Raw genomic sequence first — 23,422 nt, forward strand, 5'->3', positions numbered from 1 at the left:
CAACCTGCAAACAAAACTAAAAATATTCATGAATACACTTGAACAAAAAGCTTGGATGACGCAAGCAGAGTATGCTAAAAAGTTGCGTCCTTTACTGCCGACAGAAGCATTTTTACCTGATATCAATAAACTCTGGATTCTCTTAATTAATCTAGCAATTATGATTTTAGGTTGGGGAATTGCCAATCATCTTGATGACTGGAATTGGTATTTTCTTTGGCTGTATTTACCATTAGCATTAGTGATGGCTAATAGTGTGATTGTTTTGCTTTTTAGTACCCACAATTTCCTTCACAGCCGCACAGTTACGAATCCTTGGTTGAGACAAATAATTAGCTTATTGGGATTCACAATGTTATGGATGCCGCCAACTTTATGGAAAGCAGTACACAATCGAGAACATCATAATAAAACAAATTCTTTGGAAGATCCAGATCGTAATTATTTAGATAATCAACCTAAAAATTGGGGTAAATGGATTCAGAATGCTTTTGTGCCGTCATCTGAGGTAAATCCTATTTTATTGTTTATAGGAATGAGTCATGCTTGGGGCGTCCACACATTTCGGAATTTGACCTCAGTTTTATTATTCAATAATGGTAAGTCTAAGTATCCTGTAGTGGCTTTTACAGTTAGTGGGAAAGAACAACGGGCGATCGCTGTAGAATTACTCATGATTATCGCCATCCATACCACCATCTTAAGTTACCTGGAGTTCCACCCCATTAAACTACTTCTTAGCTACTTCTTGCCTATTTGGATAGGCTATGCGGGGCTGATATTTTATATCTATACCAATCATATGTTGTGCCGCATGACCAATGTAAATGATCCTCTCATTAATAGTCTCTCTATTCGAGTTCCGAAACTATTTGATGTCTTACATTTAAACTTTTCTTACCATACAGAACATCACATTTTCCCCGGCATAAATTCAGATTATGCGCCAATGGTGCAAGAACTATTACAAACATATTACCCTGAAAGATTTAACTTATTAAATGCGGGAAAAGCCTGGGAATTAATGATGGAAACACCCAGACATTACAAAAATGATCATACTTTCACAGATTGGTCTGGAAATAAATTTGTAAACTGTCCAATCTTAGGGATAAATCTCAGCGATAAGTAATTGGACAAAAATATTTACAGTCATTGCGAGCGAAGGGAAGCAATCACAACCCTTGCAATTGCTTCATTTCACTTCGTTCCATATGGCTAACGCCACGCAACGCTTACGCAATGACATTGTGTAATTAATTATGTCTCACTACTTATATAGTCAAATTCGGCGTTGCTGATTAAGGGTATGAATTTTAGTTTCACGCAAAGGCGCAAAGACGCACTGAGGTTTGAGTTTTAAAGGTTCAATTTGGGAATTTCATACCTCGATTCAGCAACGCCTCAAATTCAATCAGAACCTATGGAGAAGTAATGTAGAGACTTTCCCCGTCAACTCGATTACATCTCCATCCAAAGACGTTCTAATTGTCTTTGCCAAGCTGCCAAAACTTTTTCTCTTCCCTGAGCATTTTGGTCAATATCTCCTAATAATCCTTCGGCATAAAAACGGTCTAGATTTTGCATAGTGGCTTCTAAGGATTGTCCCTGTTGTTTTGCGGCTTTAATAATTTCGCGGATACGAGTTTCTACTAAATTATTGAAAACATCATGAACACCAGCTTGATATAATGAAATCAGACGAGCGATCGCATTAGCAAAATCTCCATTAGTCAAAGTGCCACTATTATGTTGAAATACTCCCCAAATTACATCATCATAAACAGCATATCGTGTTTCCTGAGTATCATCAAAATTAGCCTCTAGAAACTGTGTCATAAAGGCTGCAGCTTCTTGTAAAGGCATAATTGGCAATAATATCCGCAACCAGGTATTATCTTCTGAAAGCAGCACCAACAACCGAAAATCAGCAGTTTCTACTTGCCAAGAACCAGGAGCGATAGATTTTACAACTTCAGCACTAAATAACTCTGTTAACGTACCCGCTATGTCTTCCGGTGTCATAATTATTTTTGAACTTTATCATCTAGAGTAACGCTTTTTGGCATAGGACTTACCCAAGTTTCACACTAAAAATCTGTTGTCGGGTGCTAATCTTAGCACTATTGACTTTTAGACTCAGTTGGTGATGTAGTCGCAGGTTCTAGTGGTGCGGGAGATTCTGCTGGTGGTGAATCAGCAGACTTTTGACGACGACGGAGGACTTCTGTTAAGCGTCTCTGACTTTTTTGTATTCTTTCGGTTCTACCTTCGTCCGATTGATTACTCGTGTCAGATTTTACGGGCTGAACTGAACGGCGACGGGCTGGAGATTCTTCTGTTTGCTTGGGTTGTTCAGGTTCAATAGACTGACGGGGTAGTGAAACTGGTTTACTTTTGGAGGGTGCAGATTCTTGTCTCTGTCTAGTTATATTTTCGGATGGAATATCGGTAATAATAACATTCGTTTTTCTGCGATTGCGTTGACGTGATTCTATCGAAGTGGAAGCAGCAGCTTCTTGTTCCGGTTTTTTATTAATGGCTTCTCGCTGTTTTTCTATTTGGCGTTCTTGAAGTTTACGGTGACGCTGTGATCCTTTAATAGCAAAGTTAACCGAGGCTCTTACTCCTTCTCTTCCTGCTTCTGTGGGTGTTAATTTCCACTCTTGAGCAGCTTTTTGAGCAGCTTCATCCAGTTCACTATCACCACTGGAACGGATTAACCGCACTCTCGTAACATTACCCTTATCATCAGTATCAATAGAAACTTCTGGATTTCCTTCTGCACCCCGCCGTCTGGCTCTCTCTGGATACTTAATTTGACACTGTAGACAATCCGCACGATTCAATTTAGAACTATTTTCGATGGGAGGTTTGGGTGCGGTAGCTACTGGTTTATTTTCTGGCTTTGCTGTGTTTTCTACACCATTACCAGAATTGTTTCCTACACCATTACCGGAACTATTTCCAATACCATTACCAGAACTATTTCCAATACCATTACCGGAATTATTTCCCACACCATTACCGGAATTGCTTCCCACACTATTATCGGAATTGCTTCCCACACCATTACCGGAATCTTTACCTAAAATATCTCTCCAGCGCTGATTACCTAAATTACTGAAAATCTTTCTATTCTGCGAAACAGGTGTAAAATTCGTGGAGTTGCTGGGGATATTATTAGAACTAATATTAGGTTGAATTTCTGACTTTAATAATGGGATTTCCGTAGGTTTTGTTTCCGCTTGAGGTTCAGTAGACGCTAGGGTATTTGAAGTTTCATCTAATTTTTGGATTGGTTTGGTTTCTGTTGGGATTGTTGCTATTGTCGGTTCAGGAGTTGTATTTTCTATAGAGTTATTTTTTAGAGAATTTGGGATGATTGCACTTTTAGGAGGCGTGAGTATTGGGGATTGTTTACTAATCAGGTTATTAGTGGTTTTTGGTTGAGGCTGTGTGCTTACAGGGGCAACAGAAGACTTGATTTTACTAATGGTTGTTTTTGTTGGTATAGAAACTTCGCCGCCTTCATTTCCACCACCAGAATTTATTTTTGCTAGGGATTTGATCTCTACTGGTGGTTGGATTATTTTCTGAGGGAGAGTTTCCAAAATTGTTACTTCAATTGGTTCATTTGTAACTTCAGGTACTTTGAAGAAAAACTTATTAATAGCTAAAGCTAATAGTCCAGTATGTAATGCTAGTGAGCCAATAAAACTAAAGATCAGGAAAGTCTTTAAGGCTTCAGCCTCTTTTTCGCGCTGTTCTATAGTAATGCCTGATAAACTCATATTTTATGATTAGTTATGGATGATTAGTTATGAATAACATGACAGTTATTATGCTTAATGCAATACAATCTAGGGCGGGGAAACCCCGCCCCTACAGGCTTTGCGGGTTGCTGACTGGATCTCACAAAGAGTGCATACTGCTATAACTATAGGAATAATAAGCGAAAAGCCCCGCACATTGTTAAACCATCAAGTTAGATGTAACTTTACTTTTTCCAGCCATTATCAGCTTGTTCTAGTACATAAGCAGCTACATTTTCTATTTGATCTACTTTTAATTTATTACCAAAGGCTGGCATTGCACCTTGACCTTTAGTAACTTGAGCAATAATTTTTTCAGCCGAGTACATACCGTACTTTTCTAAAGCCTCTTTCTTCAAGGTTTTAGCTCGATTAACTAAATTTCCGCCCCCAACGTGACACTGAGCGCAATTAGCCTTAAATAATGCAGCGCCACTAGCAGCGTCAGCAGCCAAAGCGGGGCTACTGAAGGCAAAGGTGAAGATGGCTATGCCTATTAATAATACTGAGACGATATTTTTCATGTGGTGTTCTCTCTACGACAATGGCTGAATCCGTGCAAATATCCTCTATAATTTTCATTTGATTTTGTGGGATTAGTCAAAAGACAAGCTGTCAAACTTGGTTCTCAATTATGGGAAATTGGCGATTAATTGATTGATAGCTTGAGGGTTTAGGCTGAAGGTAAATTTATGTGAATTTAAATTTACGATTAGCAAAAAGAAATTAATAATGAAAGATAAAAGGTAAACTGTTTGGATTTTTCCTTGATTTTTTAAACTTCATTTTTGATTTGCTAATTGGGGAATATCCTTTTCAGTTACACGACAAATCCGCCAATCATCTAAAATATCTGCGCCCATGTTCCGGTAAAATGCTTGGGCTGACACATTCCAATCTAAAACGCTCCACTCTAAGCGCCCACAATCCCTTTCTAGGGCTATTTGAGCTACCTTTGCCAAAAGTGCTTTACCAATACCTTGGCGGCGATATTCTGGCAAAACAAAGATATCTTCGAGGTAAAGTCCCGGCTTGGTGAGAAATGTTGAATAATTATGAAAAAATATAGCAAAACCTACAGCTTGACCTTGAGATTCAGCTAAGATTGCGTCTACATATTTTGGCGAACCAAATAAATGATCTTTGAGGGCTTCAGCATTACCAATCACAGCATCGGATAGTTTTTCATATTTTGCAAGTCCTTGAATTAATGCAAATAGGGTCTGAGAATCACTGGGTTGGGCAAAACGGATAATTAAATTAGTCATTAGTCATTAGTCATTAGTCATTAGTCATTGGTCATTAATTCACAGTTTATACTCAAGAGGTCTAATTTTTTCTAACCACAGGCAACTAACTAAGTAGGTGAACAGAAAAATTTAAAGGTATGTGAAGAAAAGTAAAATCACTCAAAACTCCCTTCCTGTTCCCTGTTGAGAGTTCCCTGTTCCCTTACCCCAACGACAATTTTTAACGCCCACCTACTTAATGACAACTGACTAATGACTAATAACTTAAACCAACCAGCCTTTTAACCGTTTGGCTATGTGGGGGCGACGTAACTTTCGCATGGCTTTACTTTGGATTTGGCGAACTCGTTCACGGGAAAGGTTAAACATATTACCTACCTCTTCTAGGGTGCAGGGTTCGCTGCTGGTGAGTCCATAGCGGAGGGAAATGACATCTTTTTCCCTGGGGGTAAGTACGTCTCCTAGAACTTCCCAAATTTCCTGACGCATCATGTTTTCGTTCATTTTTGCTTCGGGAGACTGGTTATCTTCATCTTCTAGCAAGTCCATTAATTCTGTGTCTTCTTCTTTACCGACACGGTGGTTAAGGGAAAGTGCTTGTCGTCGAAGTTGTTGAAGTTGACGCAGTTGGTGAACCGTAATTTCCAAAGATTCAGCCATTTCGGCTTCCGTTGGGTTACGAGAGAGTTTTTGTTTAAGTTCCCGTTGTGCTTTTTTTAGTTTATTAAGTTTCTCAACAATATGGATTGGTAAGCGAATAGTTCGGGCATCATTAGCGATCGCTCTGGTAATTGCTTGTCTAATCCACCAATAAGCATAAGTAGAAAACTTATATCCTTTATCGGGATCAAATTTTTCAGAAGCGCGGTTTAAACCCATTGCTCCTTCCTGAATCAAATCGAGAAAAGGGACACCACGATTTAAATATCGTTTAGCAATAGATACAACTAACCGGAGATTGGAGCGAATCATTTTTCGCTTGGCGACTCTACCTTGATACAATCGGCTGTCCAGTTGTTTTTCTGTCATTTCTAATTGCGAAGCCACCTGAACCTTACTAGGGTGCGCTCCTAGTTCCAATTCCAATGCTGCTTGCAATTCTTTGACTTCTTCCAAAAATCTGACTCGTCTGGCTAGTTCCACTTCTTCATCAGGTTTGAGTAGTGGATAACGTGCCATTTCCTTAAAAAATGCGCCTACAGCATCATCATTTTCGGTTTTATTATATCCCGAAGGACGGGCTGCGGCCATGTCATCGCCATTGCGTTCTTCTGATTCCAAGTTTTCGACAATTGCAGTATCTTCATATACTACTTGATCTAAACTCTCAATTGTTGGTTCTTCATGATCAGTAATATTCTCTAGTATTTCCATTGTTCCCAATTCAGCAAGATTCATAGTTTCCTTTAGGGATGGTTGCTTTGTTTGGTACATAATTTAATCACAACAGCCTGTTTCAGACTGGGTAGTTTTCCCTTCAGGACAAATACACCCTTTTTCTCTAGCAAAAGACTCTCTTTTTGATCATTCCTTATCTGGAAGGTAAATCAGTATTTGTCCATTATTTTTGGTTATGGCTAGATACAACCCATGATCATTACTGGTTTTAGCACCCACAAAAAACTATCTTTTTTGGAAGATATATCGGCATATTCTTCATTCTTTTCTTAATTAGCAAATATGTCAAACCCCCTGATACTCACTTTAACAAATATCCAAAATGTAGATAAACACTCCTATATATCCATCCTAAATGATCTGTGAAAAAATCTATTGCTTGTTGCCTGTTGTCTGTTTAGCACCTCCATGAATAAGCCAGGAAAGCTATATATTAAATTTTTGTGTATTTTTTGCAAAGTTTCTATGTTTGTCCGGGATGGACGATGAGAGTAATTGGATAAATCGCCATGTTGTTACTAGATTTATTTGTTCCTACGAAAATTTACTAAATAATCCAAAATACAAAAATAGAAACTTACAATCCGGATAATATTTATCGTTTAAAAGCATCGCATATTGAAAAAATATTTAATATCTATCAATGGGTGGAAAAGCTCTATGCCTGATTTCGTAGTTCAAAATGAGTTTTAATTAATAACACAATCACGTAAGAAGTTAGAAATAATAATTCAACACTTAATTCACTCATAGTATAGGTATAGCATGGGTATTTAAGAGTTAGAATACTTGTTAGACAAGAATTTGTCTAAAAGGTTTATCTCAGATTTATTCTATATTTTGAATCCTTACTTCATCGCCTATTACTCATAATTACTCATTCTCTGAATGTATTTCTCAAGATAGGGTTGGTAGATTGAGGACACAAGTATGTAAATCAATTTTCAACTATTTATTACTCGGATACTAGAAGATAATTTGTCTGGTAGATTACATAAATTCCAGATTATCAAGTATTATGTGTAATTGAAGTATTGTAAAATACTATTTACATCAGGTAAAACCAAAGGATATAGTTAAGTAAGATTGAATAGAATTAACCAAGTCTGTAAATAAAATATTTGTTTATAAATTGAGAAGTTATGTATAGTATTAGCGTAAATTCATCGGTTATAACCGTATCTGAACCAGGAGGATTATATCAATCTCAAACAAAGTTGTCTCAATGGGTTGAAGTGCTTGTAGATTGTCCAGGATGTTCAGATTTATTTACCTATAAAATACCGGAACAGTTAGAAATCAAACCAGGGGATATTTTAAGTGTTCCTTTTGGTGCAACACAGGTAGGTGCGATCGCTATCCGCTTATTAACTCAACCTAATCTAGATATTCCCTTAGAAAAAATTCGAGAAGTTGAAGATGTGGTTAGTGAAGGGTTTTTTCCTGCTGGCTATTGGATATTACTTAACCGAGTTGCAGCTTATTACTATACACCTCTAATTCAAGTTATTCGCGTCGCATTACCACCAGGATTATTAGGAAGATCACAACGTCGTCTGCGGTTAACTCCCTTGGGTAGAGAAAATCTTTCTATTTACATTAGCCCTACAGCCCAGCAAGTAATCACACTTTTACAAAAAACGCCGACAGCAGACTATAGTTATCACTACATTCAACAAAAAGTTAAAGCTGCATATAGAGGTATTCGGGAATTAATTCGTTTGGGATTAGCAGAAAACTATTTAGAACCGCCACGACTTACCCAACCTAAATTACAAAAAGCTGTCACACTTCTGGATAATCATGATGACGATTTAACAACCCGTCAAAAAGAAATTGTGGAAGTTTTACGCCGACAAGGCGGGGAAATGTGGCAAAGTGAATTATTGCAACTTTGCGCTACTAGCACGTCTACGCTGAAAGCCTTAGTAGATAAAGGCTATATAGTCATTGAAGACAGAGAAATATTACGCCAAGAACAAGGACCAACAGTAGCCGGAGATTGGGCTAAATCCTTAACACCAGCCCAAAATAACGCCTTAGAAACGATTAATTCTTTAACTGGATTTACTCAAGTATTGTTACATGGGGTGACAGGTTCAGGAAAAACAGAAGTATATTTACAAGCCATATCACCTTTACTCGCACAAGGAAAATCCGCCCTTGTTTTAGTTCCCGAAATCGGACTCACCCCCCAACTCACGGACAGATTCCGCGCCAGATTTGGAAACAAAGTCCACGTTTATCACAGCGCCCTTTCCGACGGTGAACGTTACGACACTTGGCGACAAATGCTCACAGGAGAGCCACAAATCATCATTGGGACTCGCAGTGCCATTTTCGCCCCTTTGCCCAATTTAGGCTTAATTATCCTGGACGAAGAACACGATAGCAGCTTTAAACAAGATTCCCCCATTCCTACTTACCACGCCCGCACTGTCGCTCAATGGCGAGCCGAATTAGAACATTGTCCCCTTATTTTAGGTTCAGCAACTCCTTCTTTAGAAAGTTGGGTGAGTAGAAATCATCAATATTTATCATTACCAGAACGGATTAACTCCCGGCCATTACCACCTGTGGAAATTGTGGATATGCGTCAAGAGTTAAAAGAGGGAAATCGGTCTATTTTTAGTAGAAAGTTGCAAAATGCACTGCAACAATTGGAAGAAAGACAACAACAGGGAATATTATTTATTCACCGACGGGGACATAGTACCTTTGTCTCTTGTCGCAGTTGTGGTTATGTGTTGGAATGTCCCCATTGTGATGTTTCTCTAGCTTATCATCATGTGGAAGCGGGAGCGCCAGAATTATTGCGCTGTCATTATTGTAATTATGGGCGTTTACATCCTCCCCATTGTCCTGAATGTAGTTCCCCTTATTTGAAATTTTTCGGTAGCGGTACTCAACGGGTAGCACAGGAATTAACTAAACAATTTCCCAATTTGAAAATAATTCGCTTTGATAGCGATACAACTACAAAGAAAGGTTCGCACCGTGAACTCCTAACTAGATTTGCTAACGGTGAAGCGCATTTATTAGTGGGAACACAAATGCTAACTAAAGGGTTAGATTTACCCCAAGTTACCCTTGTGGGTGTCGTCGCTGCGGATGGATTATTGCATTTATCTGATTATCGCGCCAATGAACGCACATTTCAAACTCTGACTCAAGTTGCAGGAAGGGCGGGAAGAGGGGATGATCCAGGTAGGGTAATTGTCCAAACCTATACCCCAGAACATCCGATTATTGAAGCGGTACAAAAACATGATTATCAATCTTTTTGTGATGCAGAGTTAGCACAAAGACAAGCTCTGAATTATCCTCCCTATGGGAGATTAATTTTATTGCGGTTAAGTAGTTTAGATCCGATTCAAGTCCAAAATACAGCCCAAATCATTGCTACATTTTTAAACGATAAGGAAGGGTTTGAGATATTAGGACCCGCACCTGCTAGTATTTTACGAGTAGCTAACCGTTATCGCTGGCAAATATTACTCAAGTTTGCTCCTGATGCTTTACCTAATTTACCAGATTGGCCAGAAGTGCGATCGCTCATCCACTCTTCTGTTAGTCTAACAATTGATGTAGATCCCATTAATATCATGTAATCGGGGAAAATATTATCCAAATATTATGGCAGATTTGGGTTATCTAGCGATCGCTCTTTAAATTAGTGGATACTACTGGAGCGATCGCTGCTATTATGGCTACTTATTGGTAATTTTTCAGCCAAGTTTCTAAATCTGTAACTGAAGTAAAGTCTAATAAAGCCTCTCCTAATTCTTCAAGTTTCTCCACAGATAATTGCTGGACTTTTTGAATTAATAATGAATCAATTTCCCCAACTCGGCGATTTAAGAGACGGATAATTAGACGTTGTTCTCCTTCTTGTTTAGCCAGTTCTCTGTCTTGTTGGTAAAGTGGCGCTAATCGCATAATCAACTCCTGATCTTCTGTTTGTGAACTTTGATTGATTTTTAAGTTTTTCTGGAGGTTGTAGAGTAGTTCTAAGGTGATTTTGACGTAAGGTTGATTTAATGGTAACGCAGCTAATTCATCAATGGCTCGTTTTTGGACTGTACCTCTACCTAAAAGTCTTAACCATAGTGTTTCTGGAGTTTGGGGTAATTGATGAATGACAACAATTGCGGTGTGTAAGGATTTTGTTGGGTAAATTGTCAGAATCAGGATATCCAGGATTAAAGGATGAACAGGATGAAAACCAGAGATTTTATCACCAATCATCAATTACTTTAAAGATATCTTAGATGCTGCCAGATCCCCGACTTCTTTAAGAAGTCGGGGATCTATTCTCTGCTATTATCTACTTGACTAAATCTAAAGTTTTCTGTATTATGGACGAAGCACTCATCAAGCATCCGAAAATCTAAAAAAATATTTTTTATAGCTCCACTCCGTTACAGTAGAGAAGCGAAAAGAATAAGAAGAGCAGAGGGTAAAAGGGTAAGAGTATAAAGGGCTACAAAGTCCTCCCAACGGCGCAAACAACACGAAAACCAATATAGTTGAAGTCGTCGTCGCGCTCCGCCCAATCGTTACTGCGAGACGCGGAACGGCAGAATTTAGGATAGTTGACCCAAGAACCGCCACGCAGCGCACTACAAGAACTGCTTAGACTTGTCAATGCACTACCGTCTATAGGCGCATTTATATAATTTTCATGCCACTCATCTTCGCACCATTCCCACACATTCCCGCACATATCATATAAACCAAAAGGATTGGCGGGAAAAATTCCTACATCTGTGGTTTTTCCTCGATATTCTCCTTTTTGTCCCTGTTCATAAGTGTAGCTACCATCATAATTGGCTAAATCTGTGGAAATCGTTTCCCCAAAATAAAATGGGGTAGTAGTTCCTCCACGACAAGCATATTCCCATTCCGCCTCACTAGGCAAGCGATAGGTTTTACTTGTCTTTTGGGAGAGTCTAGCGCAAAATTCTTGAGCATGATTCCACGATACACGCTCAACAGGTAAATTATCACCTTTAAAGTTCGATGGATCAGATTCTAAATCAATCTTAACTTTTTCTAGTGCAGCTACAGCTTGCCATTGTTTTTGAGTAACTGGATATTTACCCATAAAAAACGGGGGAACAGTAACTTGATGTTGTGGACTTTGGGATTTGCGATAACCTTCCTCACTTTCTGGAGAACCCATGATAAAAGTCCCTCCAGAAATATGCACCATTTCCAGAAATGCACCATTTCCTAAATCTTGAGGAAAATACTCGGCGCTTTTGGCAATACGTTTAATTCCTGTACCATTCTTATTTATCTGAGCAGTTTCAAACTGAAAAGTCTTTAACTGATAACCAGATTTATTTTTTTCTGCTTCTGCTTCTCGCTGGCGTTGCAATCTTTCTGCTTCTTGCTGCAATCTTAGTTGCTCGGCTGCTTCTGCCTCTCGTTGGCGTTGCAATCTTTCTACTTCTTGCTGCAATCGTAATTGTGATAATGCTTTTGCTTGTTGCTGAAGTTGCAATGCTTCCTCTTCTTGCTGCTTTTGTATCTGAAGCTGTTTTTGATATTCTGCTTCTTTAACGGATGTAATTTCTAACTCCATTGATTCTACATCCTCATCTCTCAAACCTAAAACATCTTGTTGATAATCTTTTAATATCTTCAAAGTATGTTCATCTAGAGGATATTGTTGCTCAACTTCTTCTGCAAAATATTGTTTATAACTTTGCAAATTTATTAATCGTCTCCGAAAAGGTTCTAAAACTTCCGTTTCTATTTCCTCGGCTTTTGCATCTGTAATTACCAAAGTTTTCCGTTTTGCTTTTAAAACTTCAATAGCAATTCTTTTAAGTTCACCATTTTTAGCATATTGTTCAACCAATTTGCGATACTCAGCTTCTGGATTTTTGGGAGCATAGGCCAATAAAATATTGTATCCTTCCTTGTCCAGAATGATATCCGGTGTCATGTTAGGCTTCACCGCTTGGACTTTTGATTTAGCGTAAGTGTGTAGTTCTTGGACATGAATATTGCCATCGTTATCTGTATCTGCTGCACCTGTCTCAATTCCCTCAACTAAATATTGAGTATAGAGGGAAAGTGTTGCACCTTCTTGTGCAAAGGAAGTTTGAGTTGCACCAGAAGATGTAAGCACAACTCGTCCTTCTGCACCTAATTGCTTTTTGATATCTACTCCAATACTTTTTGTGTGCCAACCATTAGCAAAAGCACCACTATAACAAGCATCTAAAATTAAAACTTGTCGTTTGGAATAACAACTTTTTGATTGTGTTTGAATAAAATTTGCATCTACAGCAGTGGCTTCAAAGTTATCTTTTGCTGTGTTGCGAGTTGCTAAATAGAGATGATTATCATCATTAGTAATTCCATGTCCAGAAAAATAGAATAATAATAAATCTTCTTTACCTGCGTTCTTAAACAGCTTTTGAATTCCTATTCTCATAGCTACTGAATCAGGATTCAGCAGCCGTTCTACCTGTGCAAAATTTCCCAAGTTGGGATTTTGCAAAACTCGTTCCATAGCCTGGACATCATTGAGTGCAGATAATAGGGGTGGGATACCTGCACCATATTCACTGACTCCAATCAGTAGAGCCATTTTTTTAGCCATTGTCACCACCCATTGCGGCTAATAGGTCTTTTGCTATTTTTTCGCTTTCTAGCAGTTCTTGGCGGCTTTTGGCTTTGATACTGACTTCTTTCTCACCGACTTTGACAGTGATTTCCAGGGATTGATCTTTCAGGCGATCGCCTAAAAAGCTCAAAAATGTTTTAATATTTTTCATACTGACTTGTGCTGTCAGCACTCCGATCAAAGTTGCAAAACCTGGCTTACTTCCTGCTTCTGGGTTAAAATCTTCAGCACGGTCTACTTTTTCTACTTCATCCGAATCCCGCAATTCCCGCAGTAGCTTACTTGCTATTTTTAGCCGTCTCTCATCATCTAATTCTGGGTCATCAATAGCAAAAGTAAATTGAATTGTGCGATTATCCGTCATATTCACCCCCAGAGTCTTAATTATATTTTTAATACTAAACTATACAGTGCAATTCTCCACTTTACTGTGAAAAAAGGTGGTAATTTTTAGATTTAAAAGTAGTGCATTTCCCATAACCTTTGTAGAGACGTTCTATGGAACGTCTCTACGGAGATTTCAAATCACTCTTAACTCCCTACTTTCAACTTCCCATAGGCATAACGAGTTAAACTACCCTCATTGAGATTATTCCACGCATACATCCGATCTCTAAAGGGTTTCCATTGTTCATAAACAGCTTTAAAATCAGCATCTTTAGCCGCAAATTCATCATATAAAGCAAAAGAGGCTTTTTCCGCTGCTTCCAAAATTTCTTGACTATAAGCACGCACTTGAGTACCTGTTTTTAATAGTCTTTCCAATGCTTCACCATTACGAGCATCATAACGAGCTAACATTGTTGTATTCGACTGATATGCAGCAGTTTCTAAAGCTGCTTGGTATTGAGCTGGTAACTTTTTCCATTCGTCTAAATTAACTTGTACTTCTAAAGTTGGACCTGGTTCCCACCAACCTGGATAATAATAAAATTTAGCGACTTTATTTAAACCCAATTTTTCATCATCATAGGGTCCCACCCACTCAGCCGCGTCAATAGCACCTGTTTGTAAGGCTTGGAAAATTTCCCCACCAGGAAGAGTCTGTACCGTTACTCCCAATTTAGCCATAACTTGCCCCCCTAAACCGGGAATCCGCATTTTTAAGCCCTTGAGATCATTAAGTGTTTTGACTTCGTTGCGAAACCATCCCCCCATTTGTGTCCCCGTATTTCCCGCAGGAAATTGAATCACATTGAATTTGCTGGCGTAAATTTCCCGCAGTTTGGTTAAACCTCCGCCTTCATATAACCAAGCGTTTTGTTGTTGGGCATTAAGTCCAAATGGTACTGATGTACCAAATCCTAGAGCGGGACTTTTACCAATGTAGTAATAAGCAGCAGTATGTCCGGCTTGGACTGCACCTTGGGAAACCACATTGAGAACTTCTAAACCGGGGGCTATCTCTCCAGCCGCACGGGGTTCGATGATAAATTTCCCGTTAGTGAGAAATTTGACGCGCTCTGCTAAAACCTGCGCTCCGCCAAAAATAGTTTCTAAAGACAATGGCCAACTTGTAGCCATTTGCCATTTAACGGTCGGTAGGTTACTTGTATCAGTTTGACCTGTAGCGGCTTGATTTTGTGCCTTTTGACAACCACCAACAATTGCTACTCCGGTGGCAGCGATCGCACTTTGAGATAATCTGTTAACAATAGCTCGACGTTTCATAAAAATGAATATTAGTAAGATTTACCTACAATATCATAATCCTGTAAAATTTTAGCCACTACAGGGTAGGTTGATGTTAAAATTTTTCGTGGAGATTAGGCACGGGGAAAAAAGGTTTTAGACTTGTTTACTTTTCCTTGTACAGTTTGATTCTATGGTGCTGATACACTTAAAACTTATTATTTCTTATAATTTTGCCAATTGCTGATCATTTCAGATTAGTATAAAAATATTAAGTAATTTCTAACTAAATTTAACGGCTATGTTAGAAACTGTTTTGGCTGTACCTAGCATTAAACTGCCACCCACCCAGGCAGAACTTCCTTGTGATGATGGTATCCCCATGGAGACACAAAGACATAAATTACAAATGGATATTTTAATTGATACCATTCAGCCTTGGTTAGATCAAAGGACTGATGGATATGTAGGTGGCAATATGTTTGTTTACTACAGTTTAGCACAATTAAAAAATCAAGATTTTCGCGGTCCAGATTTCTTTGCTGTTTTAGGTGTGCCGAAAACAGAAAGACTTTCTTGGGTAGTTTGGGAAGAAGGAAAACCCCCAGACGTGGTAATTGAATTACTTTCAGAAACCACAGCTAACAATGATAAAAATCAGAAAAAACTGATTTATCAAAATCAAATGCGGGTTTCTGAATATTTTTGGTATGACCCGTTTAACCCCAATGATTTTGCAGGTTTTGATCTGAATAGTGGTGCATATCAACAGATTGCTCTAAATGAGAAAAATCAATTGGTAAGCAAAGTTTTAAATTTAGCTTTAGTGCGTTGGGAAGGTAATTATAGAGGCGTTGATGCCACTTGGTTACGCTGGGCAACTTTGGATGGTGAATTATTTCCCACTTCTCAGGAAATGGTAATAATTACACAACAAAGAGCAGATGAAATAGAACAAATTGCAGAACAAGAAAAACAACGTGCAGAACAAGCTGAATTGCAATTAAGACAAGTTGCTATTAAGTTGTTACAGAATGGAATGTCCATAGAACAAGTGGCACAATTGACAAATTTGGATATTTTGGAGGTGGAACAATTGATGAATTAATAGTAAAAATTCACTAAAGTTTTTCTCGTTCCCATACTCTGTATGGGAATGAATTCCAGAAGGCTCTGCCTTCAATAACAGCAGAGGCAGAGCCTCCGTCAGGGCATTCCCAGTCAGAGACTGGGAACGAGATAAAAAATGACTAAACCTGGGACGATTTCTGAGTCTGTTTTAACAGACTTGAGCTATTAGACAGGGAATTTATTCCCTGGCTGAATGGCTGACTGTATTCTCAAGTCTTGCCTTTAATTTATTATGTTCTATGCGTCACTCAAAAAGATTTGCTTTCATCAGTAAGCTATTAAAATTTTCGCAGTTTATTGACAATGGTGCTGATAAATTGGGATGGTTATCGAATTGGCTGGTTTTGCTGACAATTGGAGTCGGTTTTTTCAATGTTGTCGCCCGTTATATGGGTCGCTTTATTGGCGTACAATTGTCTTCTAATGCCTTATTAGAACTGCAATGGTATTTATTTTCTCTCACATTCTTATTCGGCTTCGTTTATATTTTACGTCATGGAGAAAATGTCCGGGTTGATTTTCTCTATACTAATATGAGTGAAAAAAAACGCGCCTTAGTTGACTTTGTGGGAACAGTTTTATTTTTAATTCCCTTTTGTCTACTTGGCATTTGGGTGACAATCAATCCAGTTTTACAATCTTGGGGGAGATTAAGTGATGGTAGTTGGGGAACTTGGGAAATATCTTCTGATGCTAATGGTTTACCCCGCGCCCCAATTAAAACAATGGTTCCTATAGCCTTATTATTGCTGCTTTTACAAAGTATTTCTCAAGCAATTAAATATTTAGCAGTATTACTAGGCTATCAACAAGTAGCGGAACAAATTCGTTTAGAAACTTCAGAAAATATCAATATTGAATAGGGGAAAATATGGGTTTTGAATGGTTAGCAGTTTTAATGTTTGTCGGCTTTTTCTTTATTCTCATGAGTGGCTTCCCTGTCGCTTTTTCTTTCGCCGGCACAGCCATTGTTTTTGGACTTATTGGTACAGCAGTTGGGGCTTTTAATCCGGCGCGTCTTCTCCTATTACCTAATAGTTGGTTTGGCACAATGTCGAATTTTACCTTACTTGCTATTCCCTTCTTTGTGTTTTTGGGCGCAGTTCTAGAAAAGTCAGGATTAGCTGAAGAATTATTAGAAACTATCGGCATTATTTTAAGTCGTGTTCGGGGAGGATTAGCTTTAGCAGTTGTCTTAGTAGGAACTGTTTTAGCAGCCACAACTGGAGTTGTAGCCGCCACAGTAATTGTGATGGGGATGTTATCATTACCGTTGATGTTACGCTATGGCTATGATAAAAAATTAGCTTCAGGAGTAATTATTGCTTCCGGGACTTTAGCCCAATTAATTCCTCCCAGTTTAGTTTTAGTGATTCTCAGTGATCAAATTGGTGTTTCTGTGGGAGATTTATTTTTAGGGGCATTAATTCCCGGATTAATGTTATCTACTTCCTATATTCTCTATATTTTAGGACTAGCTTTTTTTCAACCGGAAAAAGTGCCACTTATCCCTGATGATGTGGTAATTCCTCAAGGTAATCAATTAATTAAACAAGTTTTTAAAGCTGTTGTACCCCCGATTATTTTAATTTTTGCGGTGTTAGGAAGTATATTCTTTGGTGTGGCAACTCCCACAGAAGCCGGGGCTGTAGGTGCTGTTGGGGCTTCTATTCTGGCTGCTTTTAATAAACGTCTGACACCACAATTAATTCGTGATGCTGCCCATTCTACCGCAGTAATTACAGCTTTGGTGGTGATGATTTTATTCTGTTCTTCGATGTTTAGTTTGGTGTTTGATGCTTTGGGTGGCAAAACTCTGATTACTAATTTATTAGTAGGTTTACCTGGAGGATATTGGGGTTTTTTAATTGTTAGTAATATCGTGATTTTTATTTTAGGAGCTTTTTTAGAATTTATTGAAATTTGCTTTATTGCTATGCCTTTATTTGTGCCAGCAGCCCAAGCTTTACATATTGATATGGTGTGGTTTGGTGTGGTTATGGCAGTGAATTTACAAACCGCATTTATTTCTCCACCTGTGGGATTTTCTTTGTTTTATTTACAAAGTGTTGCCCCTAAAGAAGTGAGTACATTAGATATTCATAAAAGTGCGATTCCTTTTATAGTTTTACAGTTTATTGTGTTATTAATTGTGATTGCTTTCCCGCAAACTGTTCGCTGGTTAATTGATATTTCAGCAACAACTGGTGTATAAAAAATAAGATGTGTTATCTTTCATTCTTTCGCCCAAAAAGAGCAGCAGTTATAGTTGTTCTAAAATTTTGATTAACTAAGGATATAAATAAAATGTCACAAGAAGAGTTTCAACAAAAAATCTTAATGATGAGTTTTGCCTGTGTAGTAACTGGAACTTGAAATATAGACTTAAAGAAAAATTGGCTGTAAATCTAAAATAAAACCTGGTAATACATCTTCTCCAGATAAACTTATAGGAGATTGTAAAACTTCTATTTCTTGATTTTGACGATAAATTTCTACTTGTTTGGTTTTAGGATTAATTAACCACCCTAAACGTAAACCATTGGCTATAAATTCCTGCATTTTTGCTTGAGTATCTGCTAAATCATCACTTTCAGAAACTAACTCAATCACAAAATCGGGACATAAAGGCAAAAACTTTTTTCTTTGTTCTGGTGTGAGTACATTCCATCTTTCTATTTTAATCCAAGACACATCTGGGGAACGGGTAGCACCATTAGGTAATTTAAAACCTGTGGAAGAATCGAAAGCTTTTCCTAAATTATTTTGGCGATTCCAATACCCTAAATCAAAACACATTTCAAAATTACGATTTCCTGTTTCTCCTCCAGTTGGTGACATAATAGTTAATTCCCCTTGATGTGATAATTCTAAACGCAAATCTTTATTAGCAGCGACTATTTCCACAAATTCATCATCTGTGAATTTTAATGATTGTGGTATTTGTAAAGTTACAGCAGTCATGATTCATACCTCTTGACTAATCTTGAATAATACTTTCCATTATATCTGTTAAAATGGCGGTTAGAAACCGCAGCTACACAGACGAAACCCACCTTCGTGGGTTAAATTCCGTGAGTCCGCGTAGGCGCGATTTATAAAATTAATGTTTCAAGTTTCGCTTGTACTTCTTCTATTAAATCTTGGGTAACACTTTCAACAAATTTTACCTTTCTAGCTCTCCAATCTAGTGTTTTAATTTGGTCAGCTAACACAACTCCTTTTGTTTTCATTCCCTCAACAAGTGGAACTTCAAAACTCAGCCCTTTTGGATTGCTAGTTATAGGACACACTAGAACTAAAGAAGCCATTCGATTATATTTAATTGGAGATATAACAAGAACAGGACGATAGCCGATTTGTTCACGCCCAAGTTGTTGCAATTCGTTATTTAATGTCTTAGCAATATCATCAAAAGACATTCCTGACGCTTGCAGGGAAAATGCACGCTTAATCGAATCAGCAGTAAATCTTTGTGTGTTCCCAAATTCTAATTTAACAATATCTCCTCGATTGGGAAAATAAGAATTAACTACCAATCTTCATTCCCCACAGCGTTTCCAGTTTCAAATTCAGGATGAAATTTATCAGGAGTCATACCTTCAAGCAACTCATCCAGGGTATATTTTTTTCTTTTTTGTGGTGTAATCACAATCCTGTTACCTTCCACACTAAAATTTATCGCTATCCCTTCCGTTACTTGCGCTTGTTCAGCTACGGATCTGGGAATCCGAATCGCTAAACTGTTTCCCCATTTTGCCACAACTGTTGTCATAGTTATCTCCCAATATTTTGTTAGAAATCTACAGGACTAAACTTGAGGTTTTCTCCAGTCAAACACTCTTCACAACTTAGGTCAATGTATATACTTTGAGTATACATATTTAATTAGCGGGTGTCAATAAATTTTTTAACCTGTAGAAAGGAAATCGCCCTGATCACTTCCCCCGTCTCTGATCTACGGTTACACACAAGTTCCGAAATAAATACGTTGTAGCAATCACCGGTAGAGTAACCCAACGTCCTGAAGCCAAAGCTAAAATAACTGATTTTTCCAGAACTAAAACTACTACAATGACAATTGATGCTAGATAATGGGAAAGCCTTGACATTTACCCAACCTAGCCCGGAACCAAAGAACTAACAATTATGCGAACTCACTATTGCGGCGAACTCCGAAAAGAACATATTGGTGAAACTGTTACCTTTTACGGATGGGTAGACCGTCGCCGCGATCACGGTGGTGTGATATTCTTAGATTTGCGCGATCGCTCTGGTATTGTCCAAATCGTTAGCGACCCCCAGCGCACCCCAAACTCCTATGAACAGGCTAACGCACTCAGAAATGAATACGTTGTAGCAATCACCGGTAGAGTAACCCAACGTCCTCCAGAATCCCTAAATCCCCGGCTTCCTACTGGCAAAGTAGAAATCTATGCGGATAAAATAGAACTACTCAACGCCGTCCGTAAACAATTACCTTTCCAAGTTTCCACCGCAGACACGGAAACAGTCAGGGAAGACTTGCGGTTAAAATATCGTTATTTGGACTTACGACGGGAACGCATGGCGCAAAATATGCAATTGCGTCATCAAGTCATCAAAGCCATGCGGCGCTACCTGGAAGACTTAGAAGGTTTTATCGAGGTGGAAACCCCTATTCTCACCCGTTCTACCCCCGAAGGGGCGCGAGATTATATTCTTCCCAGTCGCGTGAATGAGGGTGAATGGTTTGCTTTACCGCAATCTCCCCAACTTTTCAAACAATTATTGATGGTATCGGGAATGGATAGATACTATCAAATTGCGCGATGTTTCCGCGATGAAGATCTACGGGCTGACAGACAACCGGAATTTACCCAATTAGACATGGAAATGAGTTTCATGTCTGAAGATGAAATTATCGAACTTAACGAAAAGTTAGTTTGTCATATTTTCAAAACCGTTAAAGGAATTGATTTACCTCGTCCTTTTCCTCGTCTTCCTTACGCGGAAGCTATGAACCGTTACGGAAGTGATAAACCAGATACCCGCTACGGTTTAGAATTAGTTGATGTTTCTGACATTTTAAAAGATTCCGGTTTCAAAGTTTTTCGAGAAGCTATTTCTAACGGTGGTATCGTTAAAATTCTCCCCATTCCTAACGGTAACGATGCAATTTCTAATGTTCGCATTAAACCAGGTGGCGATATTTTCCGGGAAGCCGCAGAAGCTGGAGCGAAAGGTTTAGCTTATATTCGCGTCCGAGAAAATGGTGAAATTGATACTATTGGCGCAATTAAAGATAATTTGACACCGGAACAAAAGCAGGAAATCTTAACCAGAACAGGTGCAAAAGCTGGACATTTGTTATTATTTGCGGCTGCTGATAGGTCCACTGTGAATAAAACTTTGGACAGAATTCGTCAATTTGTGGCTAAGGAATTTAAGTTAATTGAAAAAGACAAAATTAACTTCCTGTGGGTGACAGAATTCCCCATGTTTGAATGGAATGCAGGTGAAAACCGGCTAGAAGCATTACATCACCCATTTACAGCACCTCATCCTGATGATATCAATGATTTAAAAACCGCCCGCGCTCAAGCTTATGATTTGGTTTTAAATGGGTTTGAAGTTGGTGGGGGAAGTTTGCGAATTTATCAGCGAGAAGTTCAAGAACAGGTGTTTGCAGCTATTGGTTTATCAACGGAAGAAGCACAAAGTAAATTTGGCTTTTTGTTGGAAGCTTTTGAATATGGAACTCCTCCTCATGGTGGTATTGCTTACGGTGTAGATCGTTTGGTAATGTTGTTATCTGGAGAGGAATCAATTCGTGATGTGATTGCTTTTCCTAAGACTCAACAAGCTCGTTGTTTGTTAACAGATGCTCCTGCAAATGTGGACGCAAAACAATTAAAGGAGTTGCACGTTGCTTCAACTTTTAAACCGAAGGTTTAAGGTTTGATTATTCCCTCTGCTTTTTTTGCAGAGGGGTTAATTTTGGTTAAGTTCTCAGGCAAAAGCGCACTTTCAACCCCTATTTCCGTTTTCGTTGCTATCTGTATCGGTGGTTATCAATAACATACAAAGCTAAAGTCATTACTTGCTAAATACAAGCCAGTTACTCCCTCAACAAATCCAATGAGTTCAGAAGTATCTTTCAGAAAAATGCTAGTACCACTCTTGCCTCCAAGGGAATAGGTTTCGCTTAACTCATAGGAGCGACGATTTCCATGAAGTTGAATGGTATCTTGAGTATTGAAATCTTTAATCAGAGCGTAGTCTTGTAAACCTTTTCCTTGATAGTATGCTTGTTTAGAATTTCCTAGTACAAAAGTGTCTTGATCTTTTCCGCCGTAAAAGATGTCAATTTCTCCTAATCCTGGATTGCAAGCATAAGGATTAACTCCAATCAGAGTATCACGACCATTCCCACCATAAAGAGCGTCATTGCCTTCTCTGCCAACAATGTAATCGTTGCCGTTGAGTCCTTTGATTTCGTCCCATTCATTAGTGCCGAAAAGAGTATCTTTGCGATTTGTACCCTTTATCTCATTAAGATCGAAAGAAATGTTGTAAGTGATATCCAACACAAAGTCAGGTCCTGGGTTGTCGGCATCAAACTCAAGAGACCCCCCGAATTTAATCACATGATCTTCAGGAGAAAGGTTGCCTATCCCCACCCAATACCCGTCAGCAAGCACGCCACCAAAAGTTCCTCCTCCAGGGATGTCTGAAATGTTATCTTCAGGTAAAGTGTAGGAAAAAGGCTGATCAGATTGCTGTCTGTATTCAAATAGGTTAGGAATCTTAACGCCATCTATAGAGGCACTGAGATCCACAATGCCAGCAAGAAGAGTATCGAGTTCTATTTTAACCTCACCTTCTGTTGGTCCACCTGTACCAATACCTCCCACTAAAGTTCCATCCGAATTACGAATCGGGTCTCCCTTCGCATCACGAAGCACATCAGGACTTACCGCATTCAAAATCGGCAAAAAGAAGACAGATCCACCCGCTACCTTAATTGTCCGCTCGGCAGTTGCCGTGAATGGCAGTTCATCCGTCTCTGCAACTGCACCTGCCAGAAATTGGATGGAACCAATCCGAGTTAAACTGGCTTTTTCACTAGAACCTGCCGCCCCATTTGGATCGGTATTGTCGTCAAACTGACTAGGATTTTTGTCGGCAGGAATACCAAAGAATGTTTGCCACCAGATGTCTCCTAAATCATTCTGTTCAAATCCATTTATTCTTTCGCTCGGCGAAAAAACGCTTGCAAGCAGTAAATCATTTGTCACCTGCCCATGGGAACTTCTATCCATAGGCTTCTCTGGTTTAGAAGGAATTAGCTCATCCTTATGATTAAATTTTTCCACCTTTATTTTCCCATTTAACTAGTTTTAATCTTTCTGCATCCAATAATATTGTCTCTTGTCTAATCAGAGTAAATTTGTTGCGTCAAAATGACATATTAAATCAGAAATAAGGTGAATTCGTATGGAAAAATGTCAGATTTTTTCAAAGTTACTGTATTCATGAACTCAATACAATTCTTACATTTATTGGTCTTG

The 23,422-nt window shown here is 38.6% G+C and carries 18 protein-coding genes and 1 pseudogene; 6 read left to right on the forward strand and 13 right to left on the reverse strand.

Going from position 1 to position 23,422, the window contains the following annotated elements; genetic code table 11:
- The first annotated feature begins 28 nt into the window (after nucleotides 1-28).
- Nucleotides 29-1,132, forward strand: a complete 1,104-nt coding sequence (locus HEQ36_RS05605) for a fatty acid desaturase (RefSeq protein ID WP_168634860.1) — start codon at nucleotides 29-31, stop codon at nucleotides 1,130-1,132.
- Nucleotides 1,133-1,461: 329 nt separating this feature from the next.
- Here the strand turns inward: HEQ36_RS05605 and HEQ36_RS05610 are convergent, their stop codons facing one another.
- The 5 genes from HEQ36_RS05610 to HEQ36_RS05630 all read right to left on the reverse strand — a co-directional run bounded on the left by HEQ36_RS05610 (nucleotide 1,462) and on the right by HEQ36_RS05630 (nucleotide 6,499).
- Nucleotides 1,462-2,025, reverse strand: a complete 564-nt coding sequence (locus tag HEQ36_RS05610) for a YbjN domain-containing protein (RefSeq protein WP_168634861.1) — start codon at nucleotides 2,023-2,025, stop codon at nucleotides 1,462-1,464.
- A gap of 98 nt (nucleotides 2,026-2,123) precedes the next feature.
- The gene (locus tag HEQ36_RS05615) at nucleotides 2,124-3,794 is read right to left on the reverse strand and encodes an energy transducer TonB (protein ID WP_168634862.1); all 1,671 of its coding nucleotides are present in this window, start codon (nucleotides 3,792-3,794) and stop codon (nucleotides 2,124-2,126) included.
- Between the two features lie 206 nt (nucleotides 3,795-4,000).
- The gene (petJ, locus tag HEQ36_RS05620; protein ID WP_053538544.1) at nucleotides 4,001-4,339 is read right to left on the reverse strand and encodes a cytochrome c6 PetJ; all 339 of its coding nucleotides are present in this window, start codon (nucleotides 4,337-4,339) and stop codon (nucleotides 4,001-4,003) included.
- Nucleotides 4,340-4,597: 258 nt separating this feature from the next.
- Complete coding sequence (locus HEQ36_RS05625) at nucleotides 4,598-5,083, reverse strand: GNAT family N-acetyltransferase (RefSeq protein WP_168634863.1); 486 nt, start codon at nucleotides 5,081-5,083, stop codon at nucleotides 4,598-4,600.
- Between the two features lie 246 nt (nucleotides 5,084-5,329).
- Nucleotides 5,330-6,499 (reverse strand): RpoD/SigA family RNA polymerase sigma factor, encoded by a 1,170-nt coding sequence (locus tag HEQ36_RS05630; protein ID WP_168634864.1) that lies wholly within the window; start codon nucleotides 6,497-6,499, stop codon nucleotides 5,330-5,332.
- A 1,106-nt stretch (nucleotides 6,500-7,605) separates the two neighbouring features.
- Between HEQ36_RS05630 and priA the strand changes: the two genes are divergently transcribed.
- On the forward strand, nucleotides 7,606-10,074 hold the full coding sequence (gene priA / locus HEQ36_RS05635; RefSeq protein ID WP_053538541.1) for a primosomal protein N': 2,469 nt from the start codon (nucleotides 7,606-7,608) through the stop codon (nucleotides 10,072-10,074).
- A gap of 103 nt (nucleotides 10,075-10,177) precedes the next feature.
- Here priA and HEQ36_RS05640 read toward each other — a convergent pair.
- The 4 genes and pseudogenes from HEQ36_RS05640 to HEQ36_RS05655 form a co-directional block, all read right to left on the reverse strand.
- Nucleotides 10,178-10,627 (reverse strand): annotated as a pseudogene (locus tag HEQ36_RS05640) (DUF4351 domain-containing protein); the annotation flags it as partial.
- Between the two features lie 319 nt (nucleotides 10,628-10,946).
- Nucleotides 10,947-13,082 carry an SUMF1/EgtB/PvdO family nonheme iron enzyme gene (locus tag HEQ36_RS05645; RefSeq protein ID WP_168634865.1) on the reverse strand — a complete coding sequence of 712 codons (2,136 nt, stop codon included), beginning with the start codon at nucleotides 13,080-13,082 and terminating at the stop codon, nucleotides 10,947-10,949.
- Nucleotides 13,075-13,470: a hypothetical protein gene (locus HEQ36_RS05650; RefSeq protein WP_168634866.1), complete on the reverse strand. Its 396-nt coding sequence runs from the start codon at nucleotides 13,468-13,470 to the stop codon at nucleotides 13,075-13,077. The genes HEQ36_RS05645 and HEQ36_RS05650 overlap by 8 nt, the downstream gene beginning before the upstream one ends.
- A 167-nt stretch (nucleotides 13,471-13,637) precedes the next feature.
- Complete coding sequence (locus tag HEQ36_RS05655) at nucleotides 13,638-14,777, reverse strand: TRAP transporter substrate-binding protein (protein ID WP_168634867.1); 1,140 nt, start codon at nucleotides 14,775-14,777, stop codon at nucleotides 13,638-13,640.
- A 262-nt stretch (nucleotides 14,778-15,039) separates the two neighbouring features.
- On the opposite strand from HEQ36_RS05655, the gene HEQ36_RS05660 reads away from it, so the two are divergent.
- From HEQ36_RS05660 to HEQ36_RS05670, 3 genes are all read left to right on the forward strand, one after another.
- A complete protein-coding gene (locus HEQ36_RS05660) occupies nucleotides 15,040-15,846 on the forward strand; it encodes a Uma2 family endonuclease (RefSeq protein WP_168634868.1) in 807 nt (268 codons plus the stop codon).
- A gap of 262 nt (nucleotides 15,847-16,108) precedes the next feature.
- Entirely contained in the window at nucleotides 16,109-16,732 is a 624-nt protein-coding gene (locus HEQ36_RS05665) for a TRAP transporter small permease subunit (RefSeq protein ID WP_053538535.1), read from the forward strand.
- An 8-nt stretch (nucleotides 16,733-16,740) separates the two neighbouring features.
- A complete protein-coding gene (locus HEQ36_RS05670; RefSeq protein ID WP_168634869.1) occupies nucleotides 16,741-18,084 on the forward strand; it encodes a TRAP transporter large permease subunit in 1,344 nt (447 codons plus the stop codon).
- 170 nt (nucleotides 18,085-18,254) lie between these two features.
- On the opposite strand, the gene HEQ36_RS05675 is transcribed toward HEQ36_RS05670, so the two are convergent.
- The 3 genes from HEQ36_RS05675 to HEQ36_RS05685 all read right to left on the reverse strand — a co-directional run bounded on the left by HEQ36_RS05675 (nucleotide 18,255) and on the right by HEQ36_RS05685 (nucleotide 19,644).
- Entirely contained in the window at nucleotides 18,255-18,833 is a 579-nt protein-coding gene (locus HEQ36_RS05675; protein ID WP_053538533.1) for a Uma2 family endonuclease, read from the reverse strand.
- A 131-nt stretch (nucleotides 18,834-18,964) separates the two neighbouring features.
- Entirely contained in the window at nucleotides 18,965-19,408 is a 444-nt protein-coding gene (locus HEQ36_RS05680; RefSeq protein WP_027402220.1) for a type II toxin-antitoxin system PemK/MazF family toxin, read from the reverse strand.
- A complete protein-coding gene (locus HEQ36_RS05685) occupies nucleotides 19,402-19,644 on the reverse strand; it encodes an AbrB/MazE/SpoVT family DNA-binding domain-containing protein (RefSeq protein WP_027402219.1) in 243 nt (80 codons plus the stop codon). Before HEQ36_RS05685 ends, HEQ36_RS05680 begins: the two co-directional genes overlap by 7 nt.
- A gap of 374 nt (nucleotides 19,645-20,018) precedes the next feature.
- On the opposite strand from HEQ36_RS05685, the gene aspS reads away from it, so the two are divergent.
- Nucleotides 20,019-21,806, forward strand: a complete 1,788-nt coding sequence (gene aspS, locus HEQ36_RS05690) for an aspartate--tRNA ligase (RefSeq protein WP_168634870.1) — start codon at nucleotides 20,019-20,021, stop codon at nucleotides 21,804-21,806.
- Between the two features lie 116 nt (nucleotides 21,807-21,922).
- Here the strand turns inward: aspS and HEQ36_RS05695 are convergent, their stop codons facing one another.
- A complete protein-coding gene (locus tag HEQ36_RS05695; protein WP_168634871.1) occupies nucleotides 21,923-23,227 on the reverse strand; it encodes a calcium-binding protein in 1,305 nt (434 codons plus the stop codon).
- Between the last annotated feature and the right edge of the window lie 195 nt (nucleotides 23,228-23,422).

This window comes from Anabaena sp. 54, from assembly GCF_017355725.1.
In the GTDB taxonomy this organism is placed as follows: Bacteria; Cyanobacteriota; Cyanobacteriia; order Cyanobacteriales; family Nostocaceae; genus Dolichospermum; species Dolichospermum heterosporum.